Here is a 21,963-nt window from a genome sequence, read left to right as displayed (position 1 = left end):
ATAATCTATTTTAAAAGAAAAACATTATGAAGAAAAATCAAATACTCGCAGGTATGTTCCTTGCCGGAATTACCTTAGGTGCTTGTACGGATGATTATACGGATTGGGCTAACCCCCAATCCAATTCTCCGGAGGATGCTGCTGCCAAATATGAGATTAATTATGCGGCGGGTACTGACGCTGCCATTGTGATGGACGATGTATATGCCAAATACGCTGATGATGCAGAAGGTCTTAAAGTAGATTCGGTTGTGATTGCTTCATTGTCAAGCAGCAATGCGAATATAGCTTCCATTGCCTTCAAAAGCGTAAATGTGAATGGCGTCGCCATTGATGCAGCGTTTAAAGACGGGAAGGTTAAGGTAAACACGTTGGAACTTGACTTGGCTGTTCGAAAAGCTTTTAACAGCCGTGCCCACGTGGAGCGTACTCTGGATGTAAATGTGGATGCCGCAGCCAAATTGACTACCGGTGAGGCTGTATCTACATCGGGTACTGCACAGGTGAAGTTGACTCCGGTTACTACTCCCGCTATCAGTGAGAAGGGATATTGCATGATGGGTGATTTCCAGAAATGGAATGCAAATGAACCTATTGTGATGGAGAAGATTGGGGATGGTCTTTACAAGGCAGTTGTGACAACTACTGCCGAGAAGTCTTGGTTCAAGTTCTATCGTGCTTACGATACAACGAATCCTTCTTGGGACGACGACATCAATCCCGGTGTATTGGGAACTTTCGAAGATGGCGATGTGGCGACTGAAAACTTCCTGACGTGGGTTGGCGATCCTTCTTGCCCCAGCCCACAAGCACCTGCCATTAGCGGCATCAATGATTTTATAGTTACGCTGGATGTTGTCAACATGAGCTTTAAAGTTGCCATCAAGACAATCGACCTCTTTATGACCGGCAGCAACTATGGTTGGGGTGATACATGGAAACAGTTAACTCCGATTCATAGTGCCGAAGGCGAATTCTGGACTATTGTATATCTGGAAGCTGGCGAACAGATTAAATTTGCTCCGCAAGCCGGTTGGGGAAATGACTTTGGTGGCGAGGCAACGATTAATGACGAAGCCGGTGCCGGCTTGACTGCTGATGGCACCAATCTGTTAGCTAAGAATGCCGGTTGGTACTTACTGCACGTAGTGAACACAACCGACCGCATAGTCAATGTGCTTGCTCCGAATATTTATCTGATTGGCGGTACTGCTGCTGATGGTAAATGGGAGGTTGCAGACGTTAACAAGTTCACCGTTCCTACGGGAAAAGACGGCGAATTCGTTTCTCCCGCCTTTGGCGCTGCCGATGAAGTGCGTATGTGTGTGAACTTTGGCGGTTACGACTGGTGGAAGACTGAATTCATCGTTCTCGATGGAAAGATTGTATATCGTGGTAGTGGTAATGATCAAGAACGAGTAAAGGTTGCTGCCGGTCAGAAAGCTTACTTGAACTTTACTGACGGCATAGGTTCTTTCAAATAATCTTTTTTTTAAATAAGAATAAAGCCCTTTTTCTCGCAATGGAAAATACGAGGAAGAGGGCTTTTATGTTTTCGTTAAGCAATCATTTACAGATATTGATATGAAGACTTTTAGATTAATGTCCACTTTGTTTTTTCTGTTTGTATTGTGCTTGGGAATTCATGCACAGCAGCGTCTTCTTGGTGGGGACATCTCTTTGTTGCCAAGTTACGAAGAAGCAGGAACCGTATATCGTGACGAAGCAGGAAAAGCTGTCGCTCCCCTCGAATATTTCAAGGAAGAAGGTTGGAATGCCATTCGTGTACGTTTGTTTGTGGAACCGGACAGGGCTTCGGCAGAGCATAAGGGAGAAGGCGTGTGTCAAGATTTGGATTATGTGATGAAACTGGGGCAAAGAATAAAAAAAGCCGGGTATCAGTTTATGCTTGACTTCCACTATTCTGATACGTGGGCCGACCCTGGCAAGCAGTTCATGCCGTATCGTTGGAAAAATAGCGGTGTAGCATCGCTTCCCGACAGTGTCTATCAATATACCAGAAAAAGCCTTGAAGTGATGGTGAAAGCCGGTGCATGCCCCGACTTGATACAAGTGGGGAATGAGATAACCAACGGGATGATGTGGCCTGCGGCGAAGGTGGAGCCGCTTGGAAAGGATAACTGGGACATACTTGTAAAACTATTGGAGAGTGGTGCCAAGGCCTGCCGTGAAGTATGTCCACGGGCAAAGATTATTATTCATACAGAGAAGGCGGGCGAATGGGACAAGACGAAATCTTATTATAACCATTTGCGACAGCTCGATTATGATGTTATCGGACTTAGTTATTATCCTATGTGGCACAAAGCGGTGGGAGTTCTTGGTGCTACGCTCGATTCTCTCGCTGTAAATTTTCCCGATAAGGAAGTCATGATTGTGGAAACTGCCGCCTATTATTCGCATGAGAAAGACCAATGGGCAAAGAGTGCGGACCAGTATTCTGAGTTTTATCCCATCAGCACTGAAGGGCAACGTATCTTTACTCACGAACTGGTAGCCGAATTGCGCCGTCATGCCAACGTGACCGGCCTATTCTGGTGGTTTCCCGAAGAAAATGCCTGCGGAAATACGGTGACGGAAGGTTGGCTGAATCGGGGGCTTTTTGATAATCGCACTGGTAAATCGCTTCCGGCGATGAAGGAATTCAGTGGGTTTATCCGTTAACTTCATCCAAAGTCGTCAATGGATTGAATTGTATTCTAATTATAATGAACGCGCAAATCTAAAATAGATATGAAAACCAGATATTTTATTGCATTATTCGCTTTATGCTTGTGCCAATGGAGCGCTGCATGGCAAGGTTTATCTTCTGCTGATTTGGTGGAAGTAAAATCCACATCTTCAATAAAAGTAGAACCGGCCTTTTGGTGGTGCGGTATGAAAAATCCCCAACTGCAATTGATGGTTTATGGTGATGATATAGGCGCTTACAAACCTGTCATTAATTATCCGGGAGTTGTGCTGAAAAGTGTGCATCCAATGGAAAGCCCCAACTATCTGGTATTATACTTAGATGTGGAAGAGGCAATGCCGGGGAAGTTCGATATTGAGTTTGTGAAAGGAAAGAAGAAACTGAACTGCTCTTATGAATTGAAACAACGTCAAGGAAATGGTGATGAAAAGGTTGGATTTAATTCTTCTGATGTTGTTTATCTATTGATGCCGGATCGCTTTGCTAATGGCGATGAAAGCAATGACCAAATAAAAATGAATTATCCCTATGCTGTAAATCGTAAAGATGTCAATGCCCGGCATGGCGGTGATTTGGCGGGTATTATGCAACATCTTGATTATTTGGATAGTTTGGGAGTTACTGCCATCTGGACAACACCCGTGTTGGAAAATGATATGGGAGAAGGTTCTTATCACGGTTATGCCGCAACTGATTATTATAAAATAGACCCTCGGTTGGGGACAAATGAAGATTATGTCCGGTTGGCAGAGTGCCTGCATCGGCGTGGAATGAAATTGATAATGGACATGGTCTTCAATCATTGTGGAAGCAAGCATCCTTGGTTGCTTGACCCGCCAATGCATAATTGGTTTAATAATTGGGATAAGGACAAATATGTTGAGACCAATCATGATAAAACCGTCTTTTTTGATCCTTACGCCTCGGATATAGATAAGGAGGAGATGACAGATGGCTGGTTCGTTCCCACAATGCCCGACTTGAATCAGAGGAATCATTTTGTGGCTGATTATTTAATTCAGAATTCAATATGGTGGATTGAATATGCCAATTTGGATGGTGTACGTCAAGATACATATGTATATCCCGATCCGGACATGATGGTACGTTGGTGTCGAGAAGTGTTTGAGGAGTATCCCAATTTCAATATTGTGGGCGAAGTGATGATTCCTAATAATACGGTTGGTGCTGCATATTGGCAACAAGGCAGTTTGGTTAATGAGAAGGCCGATACGGGACTAAAGTCTGTGATGGATTTCCGTTTAAGGGAAGTGGCAAGTAAGGCTTTTCATGAAGAAACCTCCTGGAATACCGGTCTGCAACTCGTTTTTGAACATTTGGCTTATGACTTTTGCTATTCTGATATTAATAATGTGATGCGTTTGCTTGAGAACCATGATTCTGATCGTTTCTTATTGGAAACTCCGAGTTCTTTGGATGCCTATAAGCAGGCAGTTGTCTTGTTATTGACAATTCCTGGCATTCCGCAATTGTATTATGGGCAGGAACTGTTGATGACTGGTACTACAAAAATTGATTTTGGATATATACGTCCGGATATGTCGGGAGGATGGAAAGAAGATGCACTCAGTGTTTTCGAAGAGAGTGGGAGAACGGCTATACAGCAAGAAGCTTTCGGTTTTATGAAAAAGTTACTGCATTGGCGTAAGGGGAATGATGTTATTTCCAAAGGCAAGATGAAGCACTTTATGCCTCGCAACAATATATATGTATATGAACGTTCGTACAATGGGAAAAGTATATTGGTCGTGATGAATGGGGTAAATAAAGAGGTCGATTGGGATTTGGCTCATTATAAGGAGGTAATAGGAAATAAAACCGATGCAAGGAATGTGCTGACAGATACTGATGTGAAGTTAGGAGCAATTATCCGACTACAACCGAAAGAAGTGCTTATGCTTGAATTATGATTGCGTTGCGGATCAAATACTTTGTTTGTCTTGCTTCAGAAGACATTTTCAGGGCCAGCTAAGAGTTGAATGCAGTTTTACCCTCATGCTCTCATAATGTACTGCATCCCTTTATTCATCGGGCATATAGCTATGAGAGTAACCATGAGGGCAAGGCGTTACTATGCTTGATTACAGATGTTTGTTGTATTAAAACACCTTGTATGTCAACAGTTCACTATAGTGAGCGTTATTGTTCACGTAAATGAATAGTTCGGCTTACTGCCGAAAATGTGTGTTTTTGCACAAAACTCATATCAGAAATGTGAGAAAGTTCACGTTTCTGATATCAAAAACGTGAAATGCTATGTTTGGAAGAGAAGTATTTAAGCATCTGTCAGCATGGAAAGCAGACTTTGTGACATCTTTAGAACGACGAAAGATTCCTAACGAATTATCCGGCAATTATCTTTTTTGCATGGAAAAAGAATCAATTCACAGACAACGAATCTGCTGAATATTCCGTTATTCTTGGCAGACAAAACGAAAGAACTGCTTGCCATGCAAATTTTCCGTAACCTTACTGCTGTTTTCCATCTTGTTTATAGCCCTATGTAATCCTTGAGCAGGGCAATGACTCGAAAATCTGATGGCATGAAGAAGATAAAGTTTATTTCTTTTGTTATCTTTGTGTCGTTAACGGCAGAAAAGGACGGATTAAATAGAAAAAATAGCAGGAGGACAGCAGATGGACCCATTGAAATACATAGTACCCGGCAGAAAGAGACTTCCCTACGGCATGATGAACTTCGCGGATATCCGCCAAGACAATTATTATTATGTGGACAAGACCCGCTTCATCCCCATGATAGAGGAGGCGGACCGCTTCTTCTTCTTCATCCGTCCGCGCCGCTTCGGCAAGAGCCTCACGCTGAATATGCTGCAACACTACTACGACGTGCGCACCCGCGACAAGTTCGAAGCCCTTTTCGGTGACCTGTACATCGGGCAACACCCCACGCCGAGCCGCAATAGCTATCTGGTGCTCTATCTCAACTTCTCGGGCATCAGCGGCGAGCTGAACGACTACCGCAAGGGGCTGGACGCGCATTGCGGCATTACTTTCGAGAACTTCTGCAAGATATACGCCGACCTCCTTCCGCAAGATACTCTGGAAGGACTGCGTGCGGTGAGCGGAGCCGTGGAGCAGTTGGATTACCTCTATCAGGCTTGCGCACGTGCCGGACAGGATATGTATCTCTTCATCGACGAGTACGACCACTTCACCAACGCCATCCTTTCCAGTCCCGAAAGCCTGCACCGCTATACGGATGAGACGCATGGCGAAGGCTATCTGCGCTCTTTTTTCAACAAGGTGAAAGCAGGAACTTATTCCAGCATCAAGCGTTGCTTCATTACCGGCGTAAGCCCCGTGACGATGGACGACCTGACCAGCGGTTTCAACATCGGCACCAACTACTCCCTCGCGCCGAAGTTCAACCAGATGATGGGATTCACCGAGGAGGAGGTGCGCGGAATGTTGGCCTATTATTCAGCAAACAGCCCCTTCCACCACAGCGTGGACGAGTTGATAGAGATGATGAAACCGTGGTACGACAACTACTGCTTCGCGCAGGAATGCTACGGTGAAACCACGATGTACAACTCCAATATGGTGCTTTACTTCGTCAAGAACTACATTGATGATGGCAAAGCACCACGCAACATGATAGAGAGCAACATCCGCATTGACTACGAGAAACTGCGTATGCTCATCCGCAAGGACAAGGAGTTTGCCCACGATGCTTCCGTCATACAGACTCTCGTGAGTCAAGGCTTCATCACCGGTGAACTGAAAGACAGCTTCCCTGCCGTCAGCATCACCAATCCCGACAACTTCATCAGTCTGCTCTACTACTTCGGAATGCTCACCATCAGCGGCACGTATAAGGGAAAGGCAAGGCTCACCATCCCCAACATGGTGGTGCAGGAACAGCTCTATACCTATCTGCTGAATACTTACGACGATGCCGACCTGAGTTTCAGCAGTTACGAAAAGAGCGAACTTTCCTCGGCTCTGGCTTACGACGGCGACTGGCAATCCTACTTCGGCTACATTGCCGACTGCCTGCACCGCTATGCCTCGCAGCGCGACAAGCAGAAAGGCGAGTCCTTCGTCCACGGCTTCACCCTTGCCATGACTGCGCAGAACCGTTTCTACCGTCCCGTCTCCGAGCAGGACACGCAGGAAGGTTATGTAGATATTTTCCTCTGCCCGATGCTGGAAATCTACTCCGACATGAAGCACAGCTACATCGTAGAACTGAAATATGCCAAGTATAAGGATTCCGAAACCCGTGTGGAGGAACTTCGCCGGGAAGCCATCGCCCAGGCCGACCGCTATGCCGATACGGAAACGGTGAAGCGTGGCATCGGCGCCACCCGGTTGCATAAGATTGTGGTGGTGTATAAAGGTATGGAAATGCGTATCTGCGAGGAAGTAGGTTGATTGGCTACAAAAGTTTGTCATTCAGCTTTCATAAAACATGGTGGTACGGGAACATTTGCTTGCCATGCAAACGTTTCCGTAAGCTTGCTGCTACTTTTCTCTTGCGTTAATCGGTTTGCCCTTTCTTTTCCGGCTATATTTGTGAAGTGATAACTTTGAATACTTCATATTATGAAAATTATCAATCAACGTAAGATTTCTGTTTTATGGCATTTAATATGCTTCAGTTTAGTGCTGGCATTCACGGCATGTAGTGACGATAAAGAGGAGTTACAGGAGTATTTGACCCCTGCTTCTGGTAGTGAATCAATCTTTGAGCAAGGTTTTAGCTTTGGTGAAGCTGCTTCTTCGCAAAGCGTCAGTTTTGAGGCCGGGCAGCAGTGGACAGCCGAGCTGAGTGGTGAAGATACCGGTTGGTGCAACATCAGTCCGGCAAAAGGTACGTCCGGGAAAGCTACGATTATGGTTTCTGTCGGCAAGAATGAGACAGGGAAAGCGCGGACGGCACAATTGAATATTGTATCCGGTTCGAAGAAGAAAGAAATATCTGTCACTCAGGCTGCCAATGCGATTGTAGCTCCGGATGGTTTGAGTTTTACACCGGCAGCACCGGATGCCGACCAGTCCCTTGTAATTACTTTTAAAGCGGATGCAAAGTCTGCTCTCTATGGGCATAAAGGAGATGTGTATGTGCATATTGGTGTGGTCAGTGAAGGAACTTGGCTGTTCGTTCCGGCAGAGTGGACGGAAAACAAGGATAAATGTAAGATGACTTCAACCGAAGCCAACGTATGGAGCATTACGCTGAGCCCGAATATCCGGGAATGGTTTGGAAGCGGGAAGACACCGGTGAACCGGCTCGGAATAGTGATTCGCAGTGCAGACGGCAATAAGAAAGGGATAGAATCGGATTCCTTTGTTGAGGTGACCGACACAAAATATGAAGGTTTTGTTCCTGGTGAAATTAAAACTGCAGCAGTGCCGGCCGGTATGGTCGAGGGTATCAATGTAGTGGATAATTCTACGGTGACACTGGTACTTTATGACAAAGATGCGAATGGGAATCATAAGGACTTTGCCCATGTAGTGGGCGACTTCAATAACTGGACATTGGGCAATGACGAAAAATCGCAGATGTATCGTGATGATGCTTCCGGATGTTGGTGGATTACGTTGGCGGGGCTGGATGCTGGCAAAGAGTATGCTTTCCAATATTATGTAGGTACGAAGGCGGGTGAAGTGGTTCGCCTGGCTGATGCCTATACGGAAAAGATTCTTGATCCTGATAATGATAAATATATTCCGGCTTCTACCTATAACGAAAGTATGGCTTATCCTGAGGGAGGAGTAGGAATCGTTTCGACCTTCAAGATACAGAAAGACAGTTATAACTGGAAGGTCAATGACTTTAAAATAGCAAATCCTGAGCAATTGGTGATATACGAATTGCATCTACGTGACTTTACCGCCTCCAGCGACATCAATGGTGCAATGGGCAAGCTTTCTTATCTGAAGGCTATGGGAGTCAATGCCATCGAACTGATGCCGGTGCAGGAGTTTGACGGAAACGACAGTTGGGGGTATAATCCTTGCTTCTTTTTTGCGATGGATAAGGCTTATGGCACAAAGGCCATGTATAAGCAGTTTATTGACGCTTGCCATGAGGCGGGTATGGCAGTTATTCTGGATGTGGTCTATAATCACGCTACAGGAAACAATCCGCTGGCTAAACTTTATTGGGATGGTGATAAGACTGCAAAGAATAATCCATATTTCAATGTGGAAGCACCTCATCCTTATAGTGTGTTCCATGACTTCAATCATGAAAGCCCGTTAGTGCGTAAGTTTGTGAAGCGCAATCTGCAATTCTTGTTGAAGGAATATAAGGTGGATGGGTTCCGCTTTGACCTGACGAAAGGATTCACACAGACTTCTTGTACTGAAAGCACGGCATCCAATTACGATGCAAGTCGCATTGCTATCCTAAAGGATTATAATGCTGCCATCAAGGAAGTGAAAGAGGGCTCTTATGTTATCCTGGAGCATTTCTGTGATTCAAAGGAAGAAAATGAACTGGCTGCAGATGGCATGCACTTATGGCGCAACCTGAATAATGCCTATTGTCAGTCGGCTATGGGATATGCTGAAAATAGTTCTTTTAGCAGCCTTTATGAGAAAACACCTGCATGGGTAGGTTTTATGGAAAGTCATGATGAAGAACGCGCAGCTTACAAACAGTCGCAATGGGGTGAAGGTATACTGAAAACCGACCTTGATGCTCGCATGAATCAGTTGGCGCTGAACACTACATTCTTCCTTACTGTTCCAGGTCCTAAGATGGTTTGGCAATTTGGAGAGATGGGATATGACATTTCCATTGAGGAGAATGGACGTACGGGCAGGAAACCGTTGCATTGGGAGTATCTGGAGAATACTAACCGCAAGGAGCTGCACGATGTTTATGCGGATTTAATGAAATTGCGTAACGCCCATCCGGAATTGTTCGATTCAAGTGCCATCTTGACATGGAAGGTCGGAGTTTCTGATTGGGACAACGGTCGTTCATTGTTGGTAGAAAGTGTAACGGGCAAGCAGCTGGTTGTTATGGGCAACTTTACGCATAATGCGGTTGATGTAGCTTTCCCGGCAACAGCTGGTAACTGGACCAATTATTTTACCGGAAAGAGTGAAACAATAAATACACAGGTCAATGTACCGGCTCATGGATATGTAGTCTACACTAATTTCTAATTTCGGTAAAAATCATTCATACATCTTTATCAGCACCCGATTCAGCCAGTTCCAACGGAAACGGAACCAGCGTCGGGTGCTGCTTTGTTTTCCCCCGAAGCGGAGAACGAACTCACGGTAGCCATGCCTGCGGAAGGGAAGTCCCACGTCCATGAACTCTAAGTGGCGGTATCCGCGTTGTTTGGCATCATCCAGTGCTTTCCATACGGCAAGAATCCCCGGATATTGCAGGGCATAAGTCTTGCGCATGCCACCAGAGAACCATAGATAGGCGCTATCATCTGAATAAATGCATGCGCTGCCACCGATAATCTTCTCCTTATAAGTGACGATGAAGATTTTGCTTTGCTGCCCTTTTGTCAACTGGTTTTCGAGATGCTGAAAGAACTTGATGCTGGGGAAGTGGCGCCGTATCTTGGAAGAATATACGTGGCGCAACATCTGGGCAAAACAGAGAATCTCCTCTTTGGTACGTGCTTCCCGCACTTGGGCGCCGTTTTTGAGCCCTTTCTTTATTTGCCGGATACGTGACGGGCTGAAACGCTCTTCCACCTTTTCGACGCTGTGCAGCGAGTTGCGCACCCGCAGCCAATTGATGGCGATGTATTGGTTGTCCCGGAAAGATTTGTATCCGAACATGGCATTTTCCAGGTTGCGGAACTCGATGAGAAAAGAATCGCGCAATGCTTCATTGGTAAGCCTTTGCAGCATGTCACTGAAGATAATCTCTTTGTCTGCCTCGTTATTGAAATATTCTCCCGTACCGTACACCTCACATCTTTTGATGATGCCGGGTGGAAACATGCGGACACTTTTACGTATGGCGGCAAGCAGTTTCGCAACGGGCTTGTCATCTTCGGATGCCACAATGAGTATGGGGGTATACCCCGGAGTTGCCTCGTAGATTCGGAACAACTCTGTGGAATGGAAGGTGTTGGTGCCTGGCAGGTCAGGAACCTTGCTCCCACGGTAATATGTAGTGAGTTTCAAAGGCATGGTCTGCAAATTTAAAAAATAATCTCGTATCTTTGCAAAAATTATTGTTAATGTGTCGATGTGCACATTAGCATATTAGCACATAAAATCATTATGGAAAGTTTCAGTGAATTGATAAAAGCACGCCGCAGCATGCGGAAGTTTACAGAAGAAGAATTGACACAAGAACAAGTCGTTACTTTGATGAAAGCAGCCTTGATGGCACCCACGTCGAAACGCAGCAATGCATGGCAGTTCATAGTGGTGGACGAGAAGGATAAATTGAAGGAATTGTCCTATTGCAAGGAGCAGGCATCGCAGTTTATTGCCGATGCGGCATTGGCAGTAGTGGTTGTTGCCGACCCGCTGGCAAGCGACGTGTGGATAGAAGATGCCTCCATTGCTTCCATCTACCTGCAACTTCAAGCCGAAGATATGGGGCTGGGAAGCTGCTGGGTGCAGGTGCGCGAACGTTTTACGGCTTCTGGTATGCCTTCCGGCGAGTATGTGCACGAGGTGTTGGATATTCCTTTACAGCTGCAGGTGCTTAGTGTTATTGCTATCGGCCATAAGGGGATGGAGCGCAAGCCTTTCAACGAAGACAATCTGCAGTGGGAAAAGATACATATCAATAAGTACGGAGGAAAGTAACAGTGAGTGCAGCAAAAGCAAACAATAACCGTGATACATATAAGGCCACTGCCATCACACTGATTGTATTCGGCATTCTTTACTTGGTGGACAAATTGGTGCATTTTTCTGCAATCGGCTTGCCGTGGGTGATGAATAAGGATAATTTTCTATTGTATACCGCAGTGATTTTTCTGCTGTTCAAGCATGACAAGTCAGTGGGATTGGTATTGATAGGTTTGTGGCTGATATTGAACTTCGGGTTGATAACTGCCTTACTCGGTACGATGTCCGCTTATCTGCTGCCGTTGGCGTTGCTGGTATTAGGGACTATTCTGTATTGGTTGGCAACAAGATAAGCGTATGGCAGGAAGAAGTATAGAAGATACGTCCATTGCCTTTATCGGTGCCGGAAATCTAGCTACTAATCTGGCAAAAGCTCTTTATCGGAAAGGGTTTCGTATTGTGCAGGTCTACAGCCGTACAAAAGAATCGGCGCAGGGATTGGCACAGACGGTGGAAGCTGCATATACCACGGAGCTGCAGGCGGTTACGAAGGAGGCGCAGCTTTATATCGTTTCGCTGAAGGACGCGGCTTTTGTAGAATTATTACCCCAGATTGTTTCTGGAAAGGAGAATGCTTTATGGGTGCATACAGCCGGCAGTATTCCTATGAATATTTGGCAGGGGCATGTTGCGCGTTATGGAGTGCTTTATCCGATGCAGACTTTCAGTAAGCAGCGTGAAGTGGATTTTGGACAGATACCGTGTTTTGTGGAAAGCAACTCGGAAGAGGATGTGCAGCTTCTGAAGGACATTGCTTCTGCCCTATCGGAAAAAGTGTATGAAGCAAGTTCTGAGCAGCGCAAAAGTTTGCATCTGGCGGCTGTGTTTACGTGCAATTTTACCAATCACATGTATGTGTTGGCTGCTGAACTGCTGAAAAAGTACGGGTTGCCGTTCGAGGCAATGCTCCCCTTGATAGACGAGACGGCCCGCAAGGTGCATGAGCTGGAACCGCTTGCCGCACAGACAGGACCGGCTGTGCGCTATGATGAGAATGTCATTGACGAGCATCTGCGGATGCTTGCCGATGAGCCGCAAATGCTGGAACTGTATCGGGAGATTAGCGAGAATATACATCGGTTGGCAATAAGATAACCGGATGCCGATGCTTGCCTCTTTTGAACTAATGTTTTGCTGCATATAGGTATATTATAATGAACAAGAAAAAAGTGCAATGAGTACCATAAACTATGATTTGAAAAAGATAAAAGCCCTTGTTTTTGATGTGGACGGTGTGCTGAGTGCCAATGTTATCCCTATGAGTTCGGAGGGTGAACCTCTGCGTACGGTCAACATAAAGGATGGTTATTCCCTGCATCTGGCCGCTAAGCAAGGTGTGTTGCTGGGTATAATTACGGGTGGACGTACAGAAGCAGTCCGCAAGCGTTTTACTTCTTTAGGTTTTGAGGATGGAAATATCTATATGGGTTCTTCTGTTAAAATCCATGATTACCATGACTTCCGTGACCGTCATGGCTTGAAGGACGAGGAAATATTGTATGTAGGTGATGATATTCCCGACTTGGAGGTGATGCGTGAGTGTGGTTTGCCATGTTGTCCTAAGGATGCTGTGCCTGAGGTAAAGGCTGTGGCTCGCTATATTTCGTATGCAGAAGGCGGTTATGGCTGTGGTCGCGACATTGTGGAACAGGTATTGAAAGTGCAAGGGCTTTGGATGGCAGATGAAAAAGCTTTTGGTTGGTAGGATGGCAGGCAAATTAATAATTAAAAATTAATAATTAAAGTGAGGCGGCTCGCTTTTGTAATATAGTAGGCTGATGTTGGATAATCTGAAGAAATATAAGGTGATTCTTGCCTCTAACTCTCCGCGAAGGAAAGAATTGCTGGCTGGTTTGGGAGTGGAATATGAAGTAAGAACTTTGCCCGATGTGGACGAGTCTTATCCCGAAACGTTGCGGGGAGCGGATATTCCTCTCTACATATCCAGGGAAAAGGCAGATGCCTACCGTGATATGATGCATCCGGACGAATTGATGATTACAGCAGATACCATTGTCTGGCTGGATGGACAAGTTCTCGGAAAACCCAAGAATAGGGAAGAAGCTATGCAGATGTTGCGCGACATGTCCGGACGTACCCATGAAGTGTTTACCGGTGTATGCATCACTACCACTGAGTGGCAACGCAGTTTTGCGGCGGCAACAGAAGTGCGTTTTGCCAAACTGAACGAAGAGGAAATTGCCTATTATGTGGACAAATACCACCCCATGGATAAAGCCGGAGCTTATGGTGTACAAGAGTGGATTGGATTCATCGGGGTGGAAAACATATCCGGGAGTTACTATAATATAATGGGGCTCCCCGTACAGAGGCTGTACAGGGAGTTGTTGGAGGTCTAAACCAGATCCATCATTAGAGGGATATCTTTTTCACTGATTCCTTGTCTGACAAGTGTTTCTTTGTCTTTACCGAACATTTCTCTAAAAATCTCCTGCCCGCCATATTCCAAAGCTGCTTTACTGTAAAGTTCTGCAGCTTTTTCTATTTTGCCCGTTCTCCAAGCAACATGTCCGGCATTGAGATAGTCTGCTGCGAGTGGTTTGGAGGCGAGTATCTTTTCGTAATACTTCATTGCTTGCTCATACTTGCCGTTGACAAACGAACACCAGCCTATAGCACGCCATGCTTTGATACAATTGCTTTCGATGAAATCAAGCTTGAAGAAATATTGCAGAGCCTCTTCATATCTTTCCAGTTCGGCAAGGCAGCTTCCGGCGTAGAAAAGGATATTATGGTTTTCCGGCTGGATTGCCTCCACTTTCTTGTAGTATTCCAGTGCAGAGGCAAAGTCCCTTATCTGCCTGTAGCACGTAGCGAGATGGCGGATTGTCCAGACATGGTCGGGCTTTAGTACATCGGCTTTCAGGTAGGCGTCTATCGCTTCCTTATACCTCTTTCCCTTTTGCAGGCAATAGCCAGCCTTTTGGAAAATGTCTGCATTTGCATGGTTCAAGGCTATCAATTCCTTATAAAGCTCCAATGCTTCTGCCGGGTGTTCTTTGCGGAAGTGGAAATCGGCGATGGTAATCAGCAGCTCGGGTTTGCACAGAATATCTTTGAGTGCCGGGATACGGTGCAGGGCAATCTCTTCCTTGAAGATGTCACGGAACTCGTGTCTGCGCTGGCTTAACTTGAAGAAACGGTATAAGTCGTGGACATACTGGTTGCTGATGACATCCGGTCGTTCGGCATACTGCCGTAAAGCGGAAGATTTGCTTTCGTCCATGAGTGCATCCAAATCCTGGGAAGTCATCTGGCTGAGCATCATCGTACGCTGTGACTGTGGTATATGTGCCATTGTAAAGCAAAGGGAATACTTGTCACTATTGCAGAAGAAACCGGATTGGAGGATAAGGGAGAGGATGGCATTGTCTCCGGTAGGCTTGAATCCGAATTCCTTGATGATGCTGGAGTGATGCATGTCGAACGGATAGAACCAGTTGTACGGTTCCTTAAAGAACGGATAAGTCTTGAGTTGTGCAAACGTACTCATATAGACGTCAGCGCCTTCCAGCTGTAATTCGTTCATCTCCCGTATCTTGTCTCCCAGTCCGGAACTTTCAAAAGCTTTCTCCCAATCCGGATTAAGATCGTTTTCCTCAGGGTTCTCTTCAAAACCGAACTTCATGTTGCGCATGATGTTCACATTCCTCATCATCTCCGGAATGATTTCTTCACGCATCTTCTTGTCTATCTTTTCCGTTTCCTGGCTACGGAGCAGCTCGATGTAAATACGGTTCAGTTGCTTGCCGAAACTGCCGTCTTCGTTGAGCAGGGAAAGGCGGGCTGTCAATTCGGGATAAAGCGACAGACGGGTGGGATGAAAAAGAAGTGCGAAAGCGATACCTACCAAAGCCCGTTGGTTTACTTGCGTATTTGCATGCGTTACGGCGTCTAGCAACCATGAGAATTTGCGGGTATCGAAGCATTCCATCAGACTGAGCATGACGGCACTGGTGAACAGGCACAAATCATTGACGGGAAGCATTTCTGATTCCAGTAATCCTTTGGCTTGCTGTTCGTCTTCTGCAGACCAGTCACTGTTACTCCATGTGGAAAGGAAAAGAACCTGGGCGGTTTGTTCGTGCCGTTGCAGTACGGCGTCCATGCCTTGGTTATCCGGCATCAGCTGACAAACGGCCAGGTCATCAGGGAAAGATTCCAATACCTTCTGCAGTGCGGCAATATTGTATTCTTTGGGGAGGCGTTCCCGGTTATTGCGCAGGGAATGGTAATAGTGCGTGGAAACTCCGTCAAGGAGAGACAGACGTGCCTGGTCAGCGACTTCCCAAGTTTCGGTCAGAATCTGGCGATATAGTTTCTGTCGTTCAGGATCGTCGATTCCCTGGCGCATGTATTGCAGCATGTACTGATAGGATGTCTGAGCTTGTTCCAAGCGGTTGCGGAGTGTCCAGTCACCGCTGTTCCAAAGAAAGGCTTCCAGTTGGGATTGTGCTTCCTTCAGCCGTTGCTGCTTGAGTAGAGTAACGATATGCTGATATTGTTCTTGTATGGCTTGTTCGTTCATAAATCAGTCTCTTTTTGGGTATGTATCTTATAAAACTACAAAAAGGATGCCAAAAAGTTCATAAATTTCCATTTCCCCAGCTCAGAAACGAACTTGCAACTGTGCTTGAAGCAGGTTTGAGTTTTCTCCTTTATGGCGGTTACAGTATGTATACTGGGCTTGCAGACGGCATTTGGGATAGAACCAATACTGTACACCTGCTACATAATTGGTCTGTTTATCGGAAATAGTTTTATTTTTGTTGAAATAGTCATAAGAGGCTATTACGTCAAATTTGGGAAGCACATGGGCAGATACGGTTGCATAGTAACCGTCACTTTTAACGTGTCCGTCTTTTCCGGCCAAGTATTCTGTACGTACATCTACGGATTTTGTTTTGATGGTGGCACCTGCCGACCAGCGGTTTCGGGTGTAATTCTCTCCTATGGCTATGTCTGGATTAATGGAAGAAACGGCTACGGCGCATCCTTTCCCTTTAACAAAGGAACCGCCGACGGACAACCATTTCAATGGATGTACCATAAGGCTGCCTACAATATCTTTCTGATTGTTTTTATCTTTTAGGTTGATGCCTTGTCCGTTCATGATGGCAAGGTTATAAGTCATCAAAGAGTCGAACAAGTCTCCATAAATTAACAATCCCATATCACGACCGCTTGCAGAGCCATACAACGGATCACTGCCATTGATACCGGCCAGGTAATTGACGGCTTGAGAATAACAGTTTATTAATTCGACAAAGCAGGGAGACATCGGGTTCTCAATGGTATACATGGTTTTGAACTGTCCGATACGTGCTGTGAGTTGAGGGAGAAAGCGGTATTCCGTGTAGGCTTCCAGAATTTTTCCGGTATTGGCAAAGCTGTACATGAAGTAAGCCGACCATTTATCGGTGATTTTACCGCGCGCCATAAAGATAACTCTCTTTATATCGAAAGTATTGCTGGTACCTTCGCCCGCATCATCGTATGTATATCCCACTTGGGCATAGCCGGAGAGTGAAATGCGGTCTTTTAAAGTGTTGACTACATCATTCAGACAAGCATCTTGTGCTTTCAGGATGCATGTGGCTGATAAAAGGATGCAGGATAGTAGAATTCGTCTCATTATAGGGATAAGGATAGTAGTAAAAAAGGCAACCCTTTTTTCAAAGAGCTGCCTTTGGGTGTTATTTTGCTTGTTTTTATTCGTTGATAGCAGCGATACCCGGAAGGATTTTTCCTTCGATTGCTTCAAGCAATGCACCGCCACCGGTAGATACGTAAGACACGCCGCTTGCCAAGCCGAACTTGTTGACACAAGCTACAGAGTCACCGCCACCTACGAGTGAGAAAGCACCGTTCTTGGTAGCTTCTACGATAGCTTCGCCTACAGCGCGTGAACCGTGAGTGAAGTTCTCAAATTCGAATACACCCGTCGGACCGTTCCAAAGGATAGTCTTGGAGTTCTTGATGACATCTGCAAAGATCTTTTCAGTCTCAGGACCGATATCAAGACCTTCCCAGCCATCAGGAATTTCGTCAACCGGGCAGAACTTGGTGTTGGCATCGTTGGAGAAAGAATCGGCAATCTTGGCATCAACAGCCAAAACAAGGTTTACGCCTTTTTCTTTTGCTTTCTTCACCAGGTCAAGAGCCAAATCCAGTTTGTCATCTTCGCAGATAGAAATACCGATTTTGCCGCCCATGGCTTTGGTGAAAGTATAAGTCATACCGCCGGCAATAATCAGGTTGTCTACCTTGTTCAGCAGGTTTTCAATGATTTCAATCTTGGAAGAAACTTTGGAACCACCCATGATGGCAGTAAACGGACGTTGGATATCGTTCAAAACTTTATCAACAGCCTTTACTTCTTTTTCCATCAGGTAACCGAACATCTTGTTGTCCTTGTCGAAATATTTAGCGATCAATGCAGTAGAAGCGTGTGCACGGTGAGCGGTACCGAAAGCGTCGTTTACATAGCAATCTGCATAAGAAGCCAATTTCTTGGTGAATTCTTTCTGGCTTTCCTTAACAGCAGCTTTGGCAGCCTTCTTTTCTTCGTCTGTAGCATCTTCAGCCAAACCGCGGGGTTTGCCTTCCTCTTCAGCGTAGAAACGGAGGTTCTCGAGCAACAACACTTCACCCGGTTGCAGAGCAGCAGCCTTTACGGCAGCTTCTTCGCCCATACAGTCGTTAGCAAATTGCACCTCAACACCCAACAACTCTTCGAGATGCTTCAGAATGTGCTTCAAGGAGAACTTGTCAGCCGGGCCTTTCGGACGACCGAGGTGAGAACCGATAATTACACTACCGCCATCGGCCAAAATCTTCTTCAATGTAGGAAGAGCGGCACGCATACGGGTATCATCTGTAATGTTGAAGTTTTCGTCCAAGGGTACGTTGAAGTCCACACGAACGAATGCCTTTTTTCCGGCAAAGTTAAATTGATCAATTGTCATAATACTCTATTTTATTTAAAAGTGTTACTAATTTCTTTTTAGTGAGCGCAAAGTTAGCATTTATTTCTTTTTTTTGCTATGAAACCGTTGTTTATTCTTTGTCTTTGCCGCTCTCTTTGCTAACTTTATATTTCTGGCAGTAATATTTGCACATTAATTGCAAACCGCAGGTATCACATTGTGGAGTACGTGCCTGGCATACATAGCGACCGTGCAGGATAAGCCAGTGGTGAGCTATGGGGATGTCTGTTTCCGGTATATGTTTTACCAATTCTTTTTCGACACTGAACGGAGTTGTACATTTATCTGATACGAGACCCAGGCGATGGCTGACGCGGAACACGTGTGTGTCTACTGCCATAGCCGCTTTATTGAAAACAACGGATTGGATGACATTGGCTGTTTTGCGGCCTACGCCGGGCAGTTTTACCAGTTCTTCAAGGGTATCGGGTACCTCACTGTTGAATTCTTTCACCAACATCTGTGCCATGCCTACAAGATGTTTAGCTTTGTTGTTGGGATAGGAGACGCTGCGGATATACTCGTATACCACGTCGGGAGTAGTAGCGGCGAGTGCTTCGGGAGTAGGGAAGTCCCGGTAAAGGGCGGGGGTAATCATATTGACGCGTTTGTCCGTACATTGTGCAGAGAGAATAACTGCTATCAACAGCTCGAACGGATTGTCATAATGCAACTCTGTTTCGGCTACGGGAACGTTCTCCCTAAACCAAGCAAGGATTTTTTCATAACGCTCTTTCTTTCTCATCTTAATTTGTTTTTATGATAGTGAGGAGATACTTTCAGATTGAAATAGAAGATGGAGATAACCGTGAGGCAGGCTCCGAAAAAATATGCCATATCGAATGAGGTAATCTGTGCGATATAACCTCCTGCTGTCAGACCTATACCAATGCCTACATCCCATGAAGTCAGGTAGGTAGAGGTGGCTGTTCCGCGCTGGTTGTTGGGGGCCAGGTTTACGAACAGCGTATTGAAGGCGGGGAACATCGTCCCGAAGCCTACTCCCAATAGGAGGGCAACCATAAAAAACAATATGTTTGTCAGTTCCGGGACGGTCTTCATCAGTAGTCCGCAAGCGGACAATATGAAGAAACAGCTACATACCAGATATAGTCCTAAAGTTATGACTTGGGTGATACGTCCTTTATCCACTTGTTTGCCGGAGAACATACGGGACACTGCCATGCCGACGGCCATAAAAGTAAAAAACAATCCGGAATTCAAGGTAATTCCTATTTCTTTGGCATACATGGCTACATAAGTGCTTGTCATGCCATATGGTATGGAGAGCAATAGCAGTGCGATTCCTGCCGGGATACCTTTCAGCAGCACAAAGCGGTCCAATGAGATAGGTTCTCGTTTGACTGGTTGTTTGGGTGGGGTCTTGACGAGGCATGCGGCAACAAAACCGATAGTTCCTGATATGAGCGAGCAGGCAAAAATCGTTTCAAAGGAATATATGTCATGCATGAAAAGACCAATCATCGGGCCGAAGCTCATGGCTGTATTGTTCATCAGTCCATAATATCCTACGGCTTCACCGCGACGGGACGAAGGGGTAATGTCAATCACAATTGTATTTCCCGCTACGGTCACCATTCCAAATGCAAGGCCGTGGACAACCCGCAACATGATGAATAAAGATAGGACTCCCGCTAACATGTAACCTGCGAAAATGGTGATAAAGATGAAATATGCCACCAGATAAAGAGGCTTGCGGGCCAGTGTGTCGAGCAGGTATCCCGAAAATGGGCGTATGCAGAGCGAGGCAATGGTGTAGCATGACAAGATGACACCTACTGCTGCATTTCCGGTATGGAATACCTCAGTTAGGTAGAATGGAAGAACCGGTAGTATCAGATAAAAGGCAAAATACAAAAGGAAATTGGCAGCCAGGATAAGGCAATAGCCGGAGGTTACAAGTTTGTCTTTTGCCATAGCGAAAAATAGTGGTTAGCGATGAGTGGTTAGTGATGGGTGATTAATGATATGCTGAAAATGCGCAACTTATTAATCACTAATCACTAACCGTTATTCACTATATTTAGTAAGCGCTCTCGAATTCTTTCAAGAAGCGTGTGTCATTTTCAGAGAACATACGAAGGTCTTTCACTTGGTATTTTAAGTTGGTGATGCGTTCGATACCCATACCCAGGGCATATCCGCTATACACTTTGCTGTCTATTCCGTTCAGCTCCAATACATTCGGATCTACCATACCGCATCCCAAAATTTCTACCCAACCCGTGTGCTTGCAGAAGGGGCAGCCCTTGCCGCCGCAGATGTTGCAGCTGATGTCCATTTCGGCACTTGGCTCGGTGAAGGGGAAGTAGGAAGGACGCAGACGAATCTTGGTGTCACTGCCGAACATCTCTTGCGCAAAGAGCAATAAAGCCTGCTTCAGGTCGGTGAAAGATACATTGCGGTCTACGTACAAGGCTTCTACCTGATGGAAGAATGCGTGTGCGCGGTAGCTGATGGCCTCATTACGGTATACACGTCCCGGACAAAGTACGCGGATAGGAGGCTGCGTGGTCTCCATAACACGGCTTTGCACGCTGGATGTGTGTGTGCGAAGAATGATGCTGTGCGATACGTTTTCTGTATCATTTTCGATGAAGAATGTATCCTGCATGTCGCGTGCCGGATGGTCTTCGGCAAAATTCATGGAGGAGAATACGTGCCAGTCGTCTTCCATTTCCGGTCCGTCGGCGATGTTGAATCCCATACGGGCAAATATATCGATGATTTCGTTTCTCACGATGGAAAGCGGATGGCGGGTTCCTAATTCTACCGGGTAGGCTGAACGGGTCAAGTCAATATCGTCACAGCCGGTATCCTGGCTTTCGAATTGTTCCTTCAAGGCGGCAATCTTTTCTTGTGCTTTGTTTTTCAGTTCGTTCAAGCGCATTCCCACCTCTTTTTTCTGTTCGGCGGCTACATTGCGGAAATCTGCCATTAAGTCATTGATGGCTCCTTTTTTACTGAGGTATTTGATGCGGAGTGCCTCTAATTCCTCGGCGTTAGCGGCTTTCAGCGCCTCTACTTCCTGCAGAAGCTGATTGATTTTAGCTATCATATCGTTGTTATCTTATTTATTTTCTAAGTTAAAAACGGTGCAAAGATACAATATTATCATTGTTTTGCCGCCAATTGGGGAAGATTATTTGGTGTCAGTGGTACAAAATTTCATGTGAAGAAGAAATGATAGAGGATGGGAGAAAAAATGATATATATGTAAAAGTCTTCATATTGTTTATGGAAAAAACATAAATGAGCGTTGTTTAGTGACTTTTAAAATATACTTTTCGTATCTTTGCGCCCCGTTTACCGTTCTATGGAGGTAGAACAAACTGGCGGTTGGTATTTATTAACATACGTCAAAGAGAGAGAGTTAAC

17 protein-coding genes are annotated in these 21,963 nt (G+C 45.6%); 10 read left to right on the top strand and 7 right to left on the bottom strand.

From position 1 onward, the window contains the following. Positions 1 to 26: 26 nt before the first annotated feature. From DWZ03_RS14580 to DWZ03_RS14555, 5 genes are all read left to right on the top strand, one after another. Positions 27 to 1,484: a DUF5115 domain-containing protein gene (locus tag DWZ03_RS14580; RefSeq protein ID WP_009036584.1), complete on the top strand. Its 1,458-nt coding sequence runs from the start codon at positions 27 to 29 to the stop codon at positions 1,482 to 1,484. A 100-nt stretch (positions 1,485 to 1,584) separates the two neighbouring features. Then, positions 1,585 to 2,685: a glycosyl hydrolase 53 family protein gene (locus DWZ03_RS14575; protein ID WP_016273191.1), complete on the top strand. Its 1,101-nt coding sequence runs from the start codon at positions 1,585 to 1,587 to the stop codon at positions 2,683 to 2,685. A gap of 69 nt (positions 2,686 to 2,754) precedes the next feature. Then, positions 2,755 to 4,644: a glycoside hydrolase family 13 protein gene (locus DWZ03_RS14570; RefSeq protein ID WP_009036586.1), complete on the top strand. Its 1,890-nt coding sequence runs from the start codon at positions 2,755 to 2,757 to the stop codon at positions 4,642 to 4,644. A 727-nt stretch (positions 4,645 to 5,371) separates the two neighbouring features. Next, a complete protein-coding gene (locus DWZ03_RS14560; protein WP_009036587.1) occupies positions 5,372 to 7,132 on the top strand; it encodes an AAA family ATPase in 1,761 nt (586 codons plus the stop codon). 171 nt (positions 7,133 to 7,303) lie between these two features. Next, positions 7,304 to 9,883: an alpha-amylase family glycosyl hydrolase gene (locus DWZ03_RS14555; protein WP_009036588.1), complete on the top strand. Its 2,580-nt coding sequence runs from the start codon at positions 7,304 to 7,306 to the stop codon at positions 9,881 to 9,883. Between the two features lie 12 nt (positions 9,884 to 9,895). On the opposite strand, the gene DWZ03_RS14550 is transcribed toward DWZ03_RS14555, so the two are convergent. Then, positions 9,896 to 10,879: a GNAT family N-acetyltransferase gene (locus DWZ03_RS14550; protein ID WP_005835764.1), complete on the bottom strand. Its 984-nt coding sequence runs from the start codon at positions 10,877 to 10,879 to the stop codon at positions 9,896 to 9,898. Positions 10,880 to 10,972: 93 nt separating this feature from the next. On the opposite strand from DWZ03_RS14550, the gene DWZ03_RS14545 reads away from it, so the two are divergent. The 5 genes from DWZ03_RS14545 to DWZ03_RS14525 all read left to right on the top strand — a co-directional run bounded on the left by DWZ03_RS14545 (position 10,973) and on the right by DWZ03_RS14525 (position 13,914). After that, positions 10,973 to 11,509, top strand: a complete 537-nt coding sequence (locus tag DWZ03_RS14545) for a nitroreductase family protein (RefSeq protein WP_005826354.1) — start codon at positions 10,973 to 10,975, stop codon at positions 11,507 to 11,509. A gap of 2 nt (positions 11,510 to 11,511) precedes the next feature. Further along, positions 11,512 to 11,847 (top strand): hypothetical protein, encoded by a 336-nt coding sequence (locus DWZ03_RS14540; protein ID WP_087332736.1) that lies wholly within the window; start codon positions 11,512 to 11,514, stop codon positions 11,845 to 11,847. Between the two features lie 4 nt (positions 11,848 to 11,851). Further along, positions 11,852 to 12,649 (top strand): Rossmann-like and DUF2520 domain-containing protein, encoded by a 798-nt coding sequence (locus DWZ03_RS14535; RefSeq protein WP_117749326.1) that lies wholly within the window; start codon positions 11,852 to 11,854, stop codon positions 12,647 to 12,649. Between the two features lie 79 nt (positions 12,650 to 12,728). Continuing rightward, positions 12,729 to 13,259 (top strand): KdsC family phosphatase, encoded by a 531-nt coding sequence (locus tag DWZ03_RS14530; RefSeq protein WP_005826358.1) that lies wholly within the window; start codon positions 12,729 to 12,731, stop codon positions 13,257 to 13,259. Between the two features lie 73 nt (positions 13,260 to 13,332). After that, entirely contained in the window at positions 13,333 to 13,914 is a 582-nt protein-coding gene (locus tag DWZ03_RS14525; protein WP_008663872.1) for a Maf-like protein, read from the top strand. On the opposite strand, the gene DWZ03_RS14520 is transcribed toward DWZ03_RS14525, so the two are convergent. The 6 genes from DWZ03_RS14520 to pheS all read right to left on the bottom strand — a co-directional run bounded on the left by DWZ03_RS14520 (position 13,911) and on the right by pheS (position 21,643). Continuing rightward, positions 13,911 to 16,103 (bottom strand): tetratricopeptide repeat protein, encoded by a 2,193-nt coding sequence (locus DWZ03_RS14520; RefSeq protein ID WP_117749325.1) that lies wholly within the window; start codon positions 16,101 to 16,103, stop codon positions 13,911 to 13,913. The two genes, DWZ03_RS14525 and DWZ03_RS14520, sit on opposite strands and share 4 nt — an antisense overlap. Positions 16,104 to 16,184: 81 nt before the next feature. After that, positions 16,185 to 17,210, bottom strand: a complete 1,026-nt coding sequence (locus DWZ03_RS14515) for a porin (protein ID WP_005826362.1) — start codon at positions 17,208 to 17,210, stop codon at positions 16,185 to 16,187. Positions 17,211 to 17,286: 76 nt separating this feature from the next. Continuing rightward, a complete protein-coding gene (locus DWZ03_RS14510) occupies positions 17,287 to 18,546 on the bottom strand; it encodes a phosphoglycerate kinase (RefSeq protein ID WP_085929901.1) in 1,260 nt (419 codons plus the stop codon). 88 nt (positions 18,547 to 18,634) lie between these two features. Next, the gene (gene nth / locus DWZ03_RS14505) at positions 18,635 to 19,309 is read right to left on the bottom strand and encodes an endonuclease III (protein WP_005826369.1); all 675 of its coding nucleotides are present in this window, start codon (positions 19,307 to 19,309) and stop codon (positions 18,635 to 18,637) included. Next, positions 19,306 to 20,502 carry an MFS transporter gene (locus tag DWZ03_RS14500; RefSeq protein WP_005826370.1) on the bottom strand — a complete coding sequence of 399 codons (1,197 nt, stop codon included), beginning with the start codon at positions 20,500 to 20,502 and terminating at the stop codon, positions 19,306 to 19,308. The genes nth and DWZ03_RS14500 overlap by 4 nt, the downstream gene beginning before the upstream one ends. 106 nt (positions 20,503 to 20,608) lie before the next feature. Further along, positions 20,609 to 21,643: a phenylalanine--tRNA ligase subunit alpha gene (gene pheS, locus DWZ03_RS14495; protein WP_016273196.1), complete on the bottom strand. Its 1,035-nt coding sequence runs from the start codon at positions 21,641 to 21,643 to the stop codon at positions 20,609 to 20,611. Positions 21,644 to 21,963: the final 320 nt, after the last annotated feature.

The sequence above is a fragment of the Bacteroides sp. AF29-11 genome (assembly GCF_003602895.1).
Taxonomy (GTDB): domain Bacteria; phylum Bacteroidota; class Bacteroidia; order Bacteroidales; family Bacteroidaceae; genus Bacteroides; species Bacteroides uniformis.
Note: the sequence above shows the minus strand (reverse complement) of the source record. Positions and strands in the feature narration are given on the sequence as shown.

Coding starts and splice junctions, on each gene's coding strand:
- nth (WP_005826369.1), bottom strand. CDS start 19,309: ATGAGAAAGAAAGAGCGTTATGAAAAAATCCTTGCTTGGTTTAGGGAG.
- pheS (WP_016273196.1), bottom strand. CDS start 21,643: ATGATAGCTAAAATCAATCAGCTTCTGCAGGAAGTAGAGGCGCTGAAA.
- DWZ03_RS14535 (WP_117749326.1), top strand. CDS start 11,852: ATGGCAGGAAGAAGTATAGAAGATACGTCCATTGCCTTTATCGGTGCC.
- DWZ03_RS14560 (WP_009036587.1), top strand. CDS start 5,372: ATGGACCCATTGAAATACATAGTACCCGGCAGAAAGAGACTTCCCTAC.
- DWZ03_RS14525 (WP_008663872.1), top strand. CDS start 13,333: ATGTTGGATAATCTGAAGAAATATAAGGTGATTCTTGCCTCTAACTCT.
- DWZ03_RS14555 (WP_009036588.1), top strand. CDS start 7,304: ATGAAAATTATCAATCAACGTAAGATTTCTGTTTTATGGCATTTAATA.
- DWZ03_RS14575 (WP_016273191.1), top strand. CDS start 1,585: ATGAAGACTTTTAGATTAATGTCCACTTTGTTTTTTCTGTTTGTATTG.
- DWZ03_RS14530 (WP_005826358.1), top strand. CDS start 12,729: ATGAGTACCATAAACTATGATTTGAAAAAGATAAAAGCCCTTGTTTTT.
- DWZ03_RS14570 (WP_009036586.1), top strand. CDS start 2,755: ATGAAAACCAGATATTTTATTGCATTATTCGCTTTATGCTTGTGCCAA.
- DWZ03_RS14545 (WP_005826354.1), top strand. CDS start 10,973: ATGGAAAGTTTCAGTGAATTGATAAAAGCACGCCGCAGCATGCGGAAG.
- DWZ03_RS14580 (WP_009036584.1), top strand. CDS start 27: ATGAAGAAAAATCAAATACTCGCAGGTATGTTCCTTGCCGGAATTACC.
- DWZ03_RS14550 (WP_005835764.1), bottom strand. CDS start 10,879: ATGCCTTTGAAACTCACTACATATTACCGTGGGAGCAAGGTTCCTGAC.
- DWZ03_RS14500 (WP_005826370.1), bottom strand. CDS start 20,502: ATGGCAAAAGACAAACTTGTAACCTCCGGCTATTGCCTTATCCTGGCT.
- DWZ03_RS14520 (WP_117749325.1), bottom strand. CDS start 16,103: ATGAACGAACAAGCCATACAAGAACAATATCAGCATATCGTTACTCTA.
- DWZ03_RS14515 (WP_005826362.1), bottom strand. CDS start 17,210: ATGAGACGAATTCTACTATCCTGCATCCTTTTATCAGCCACATGCATC.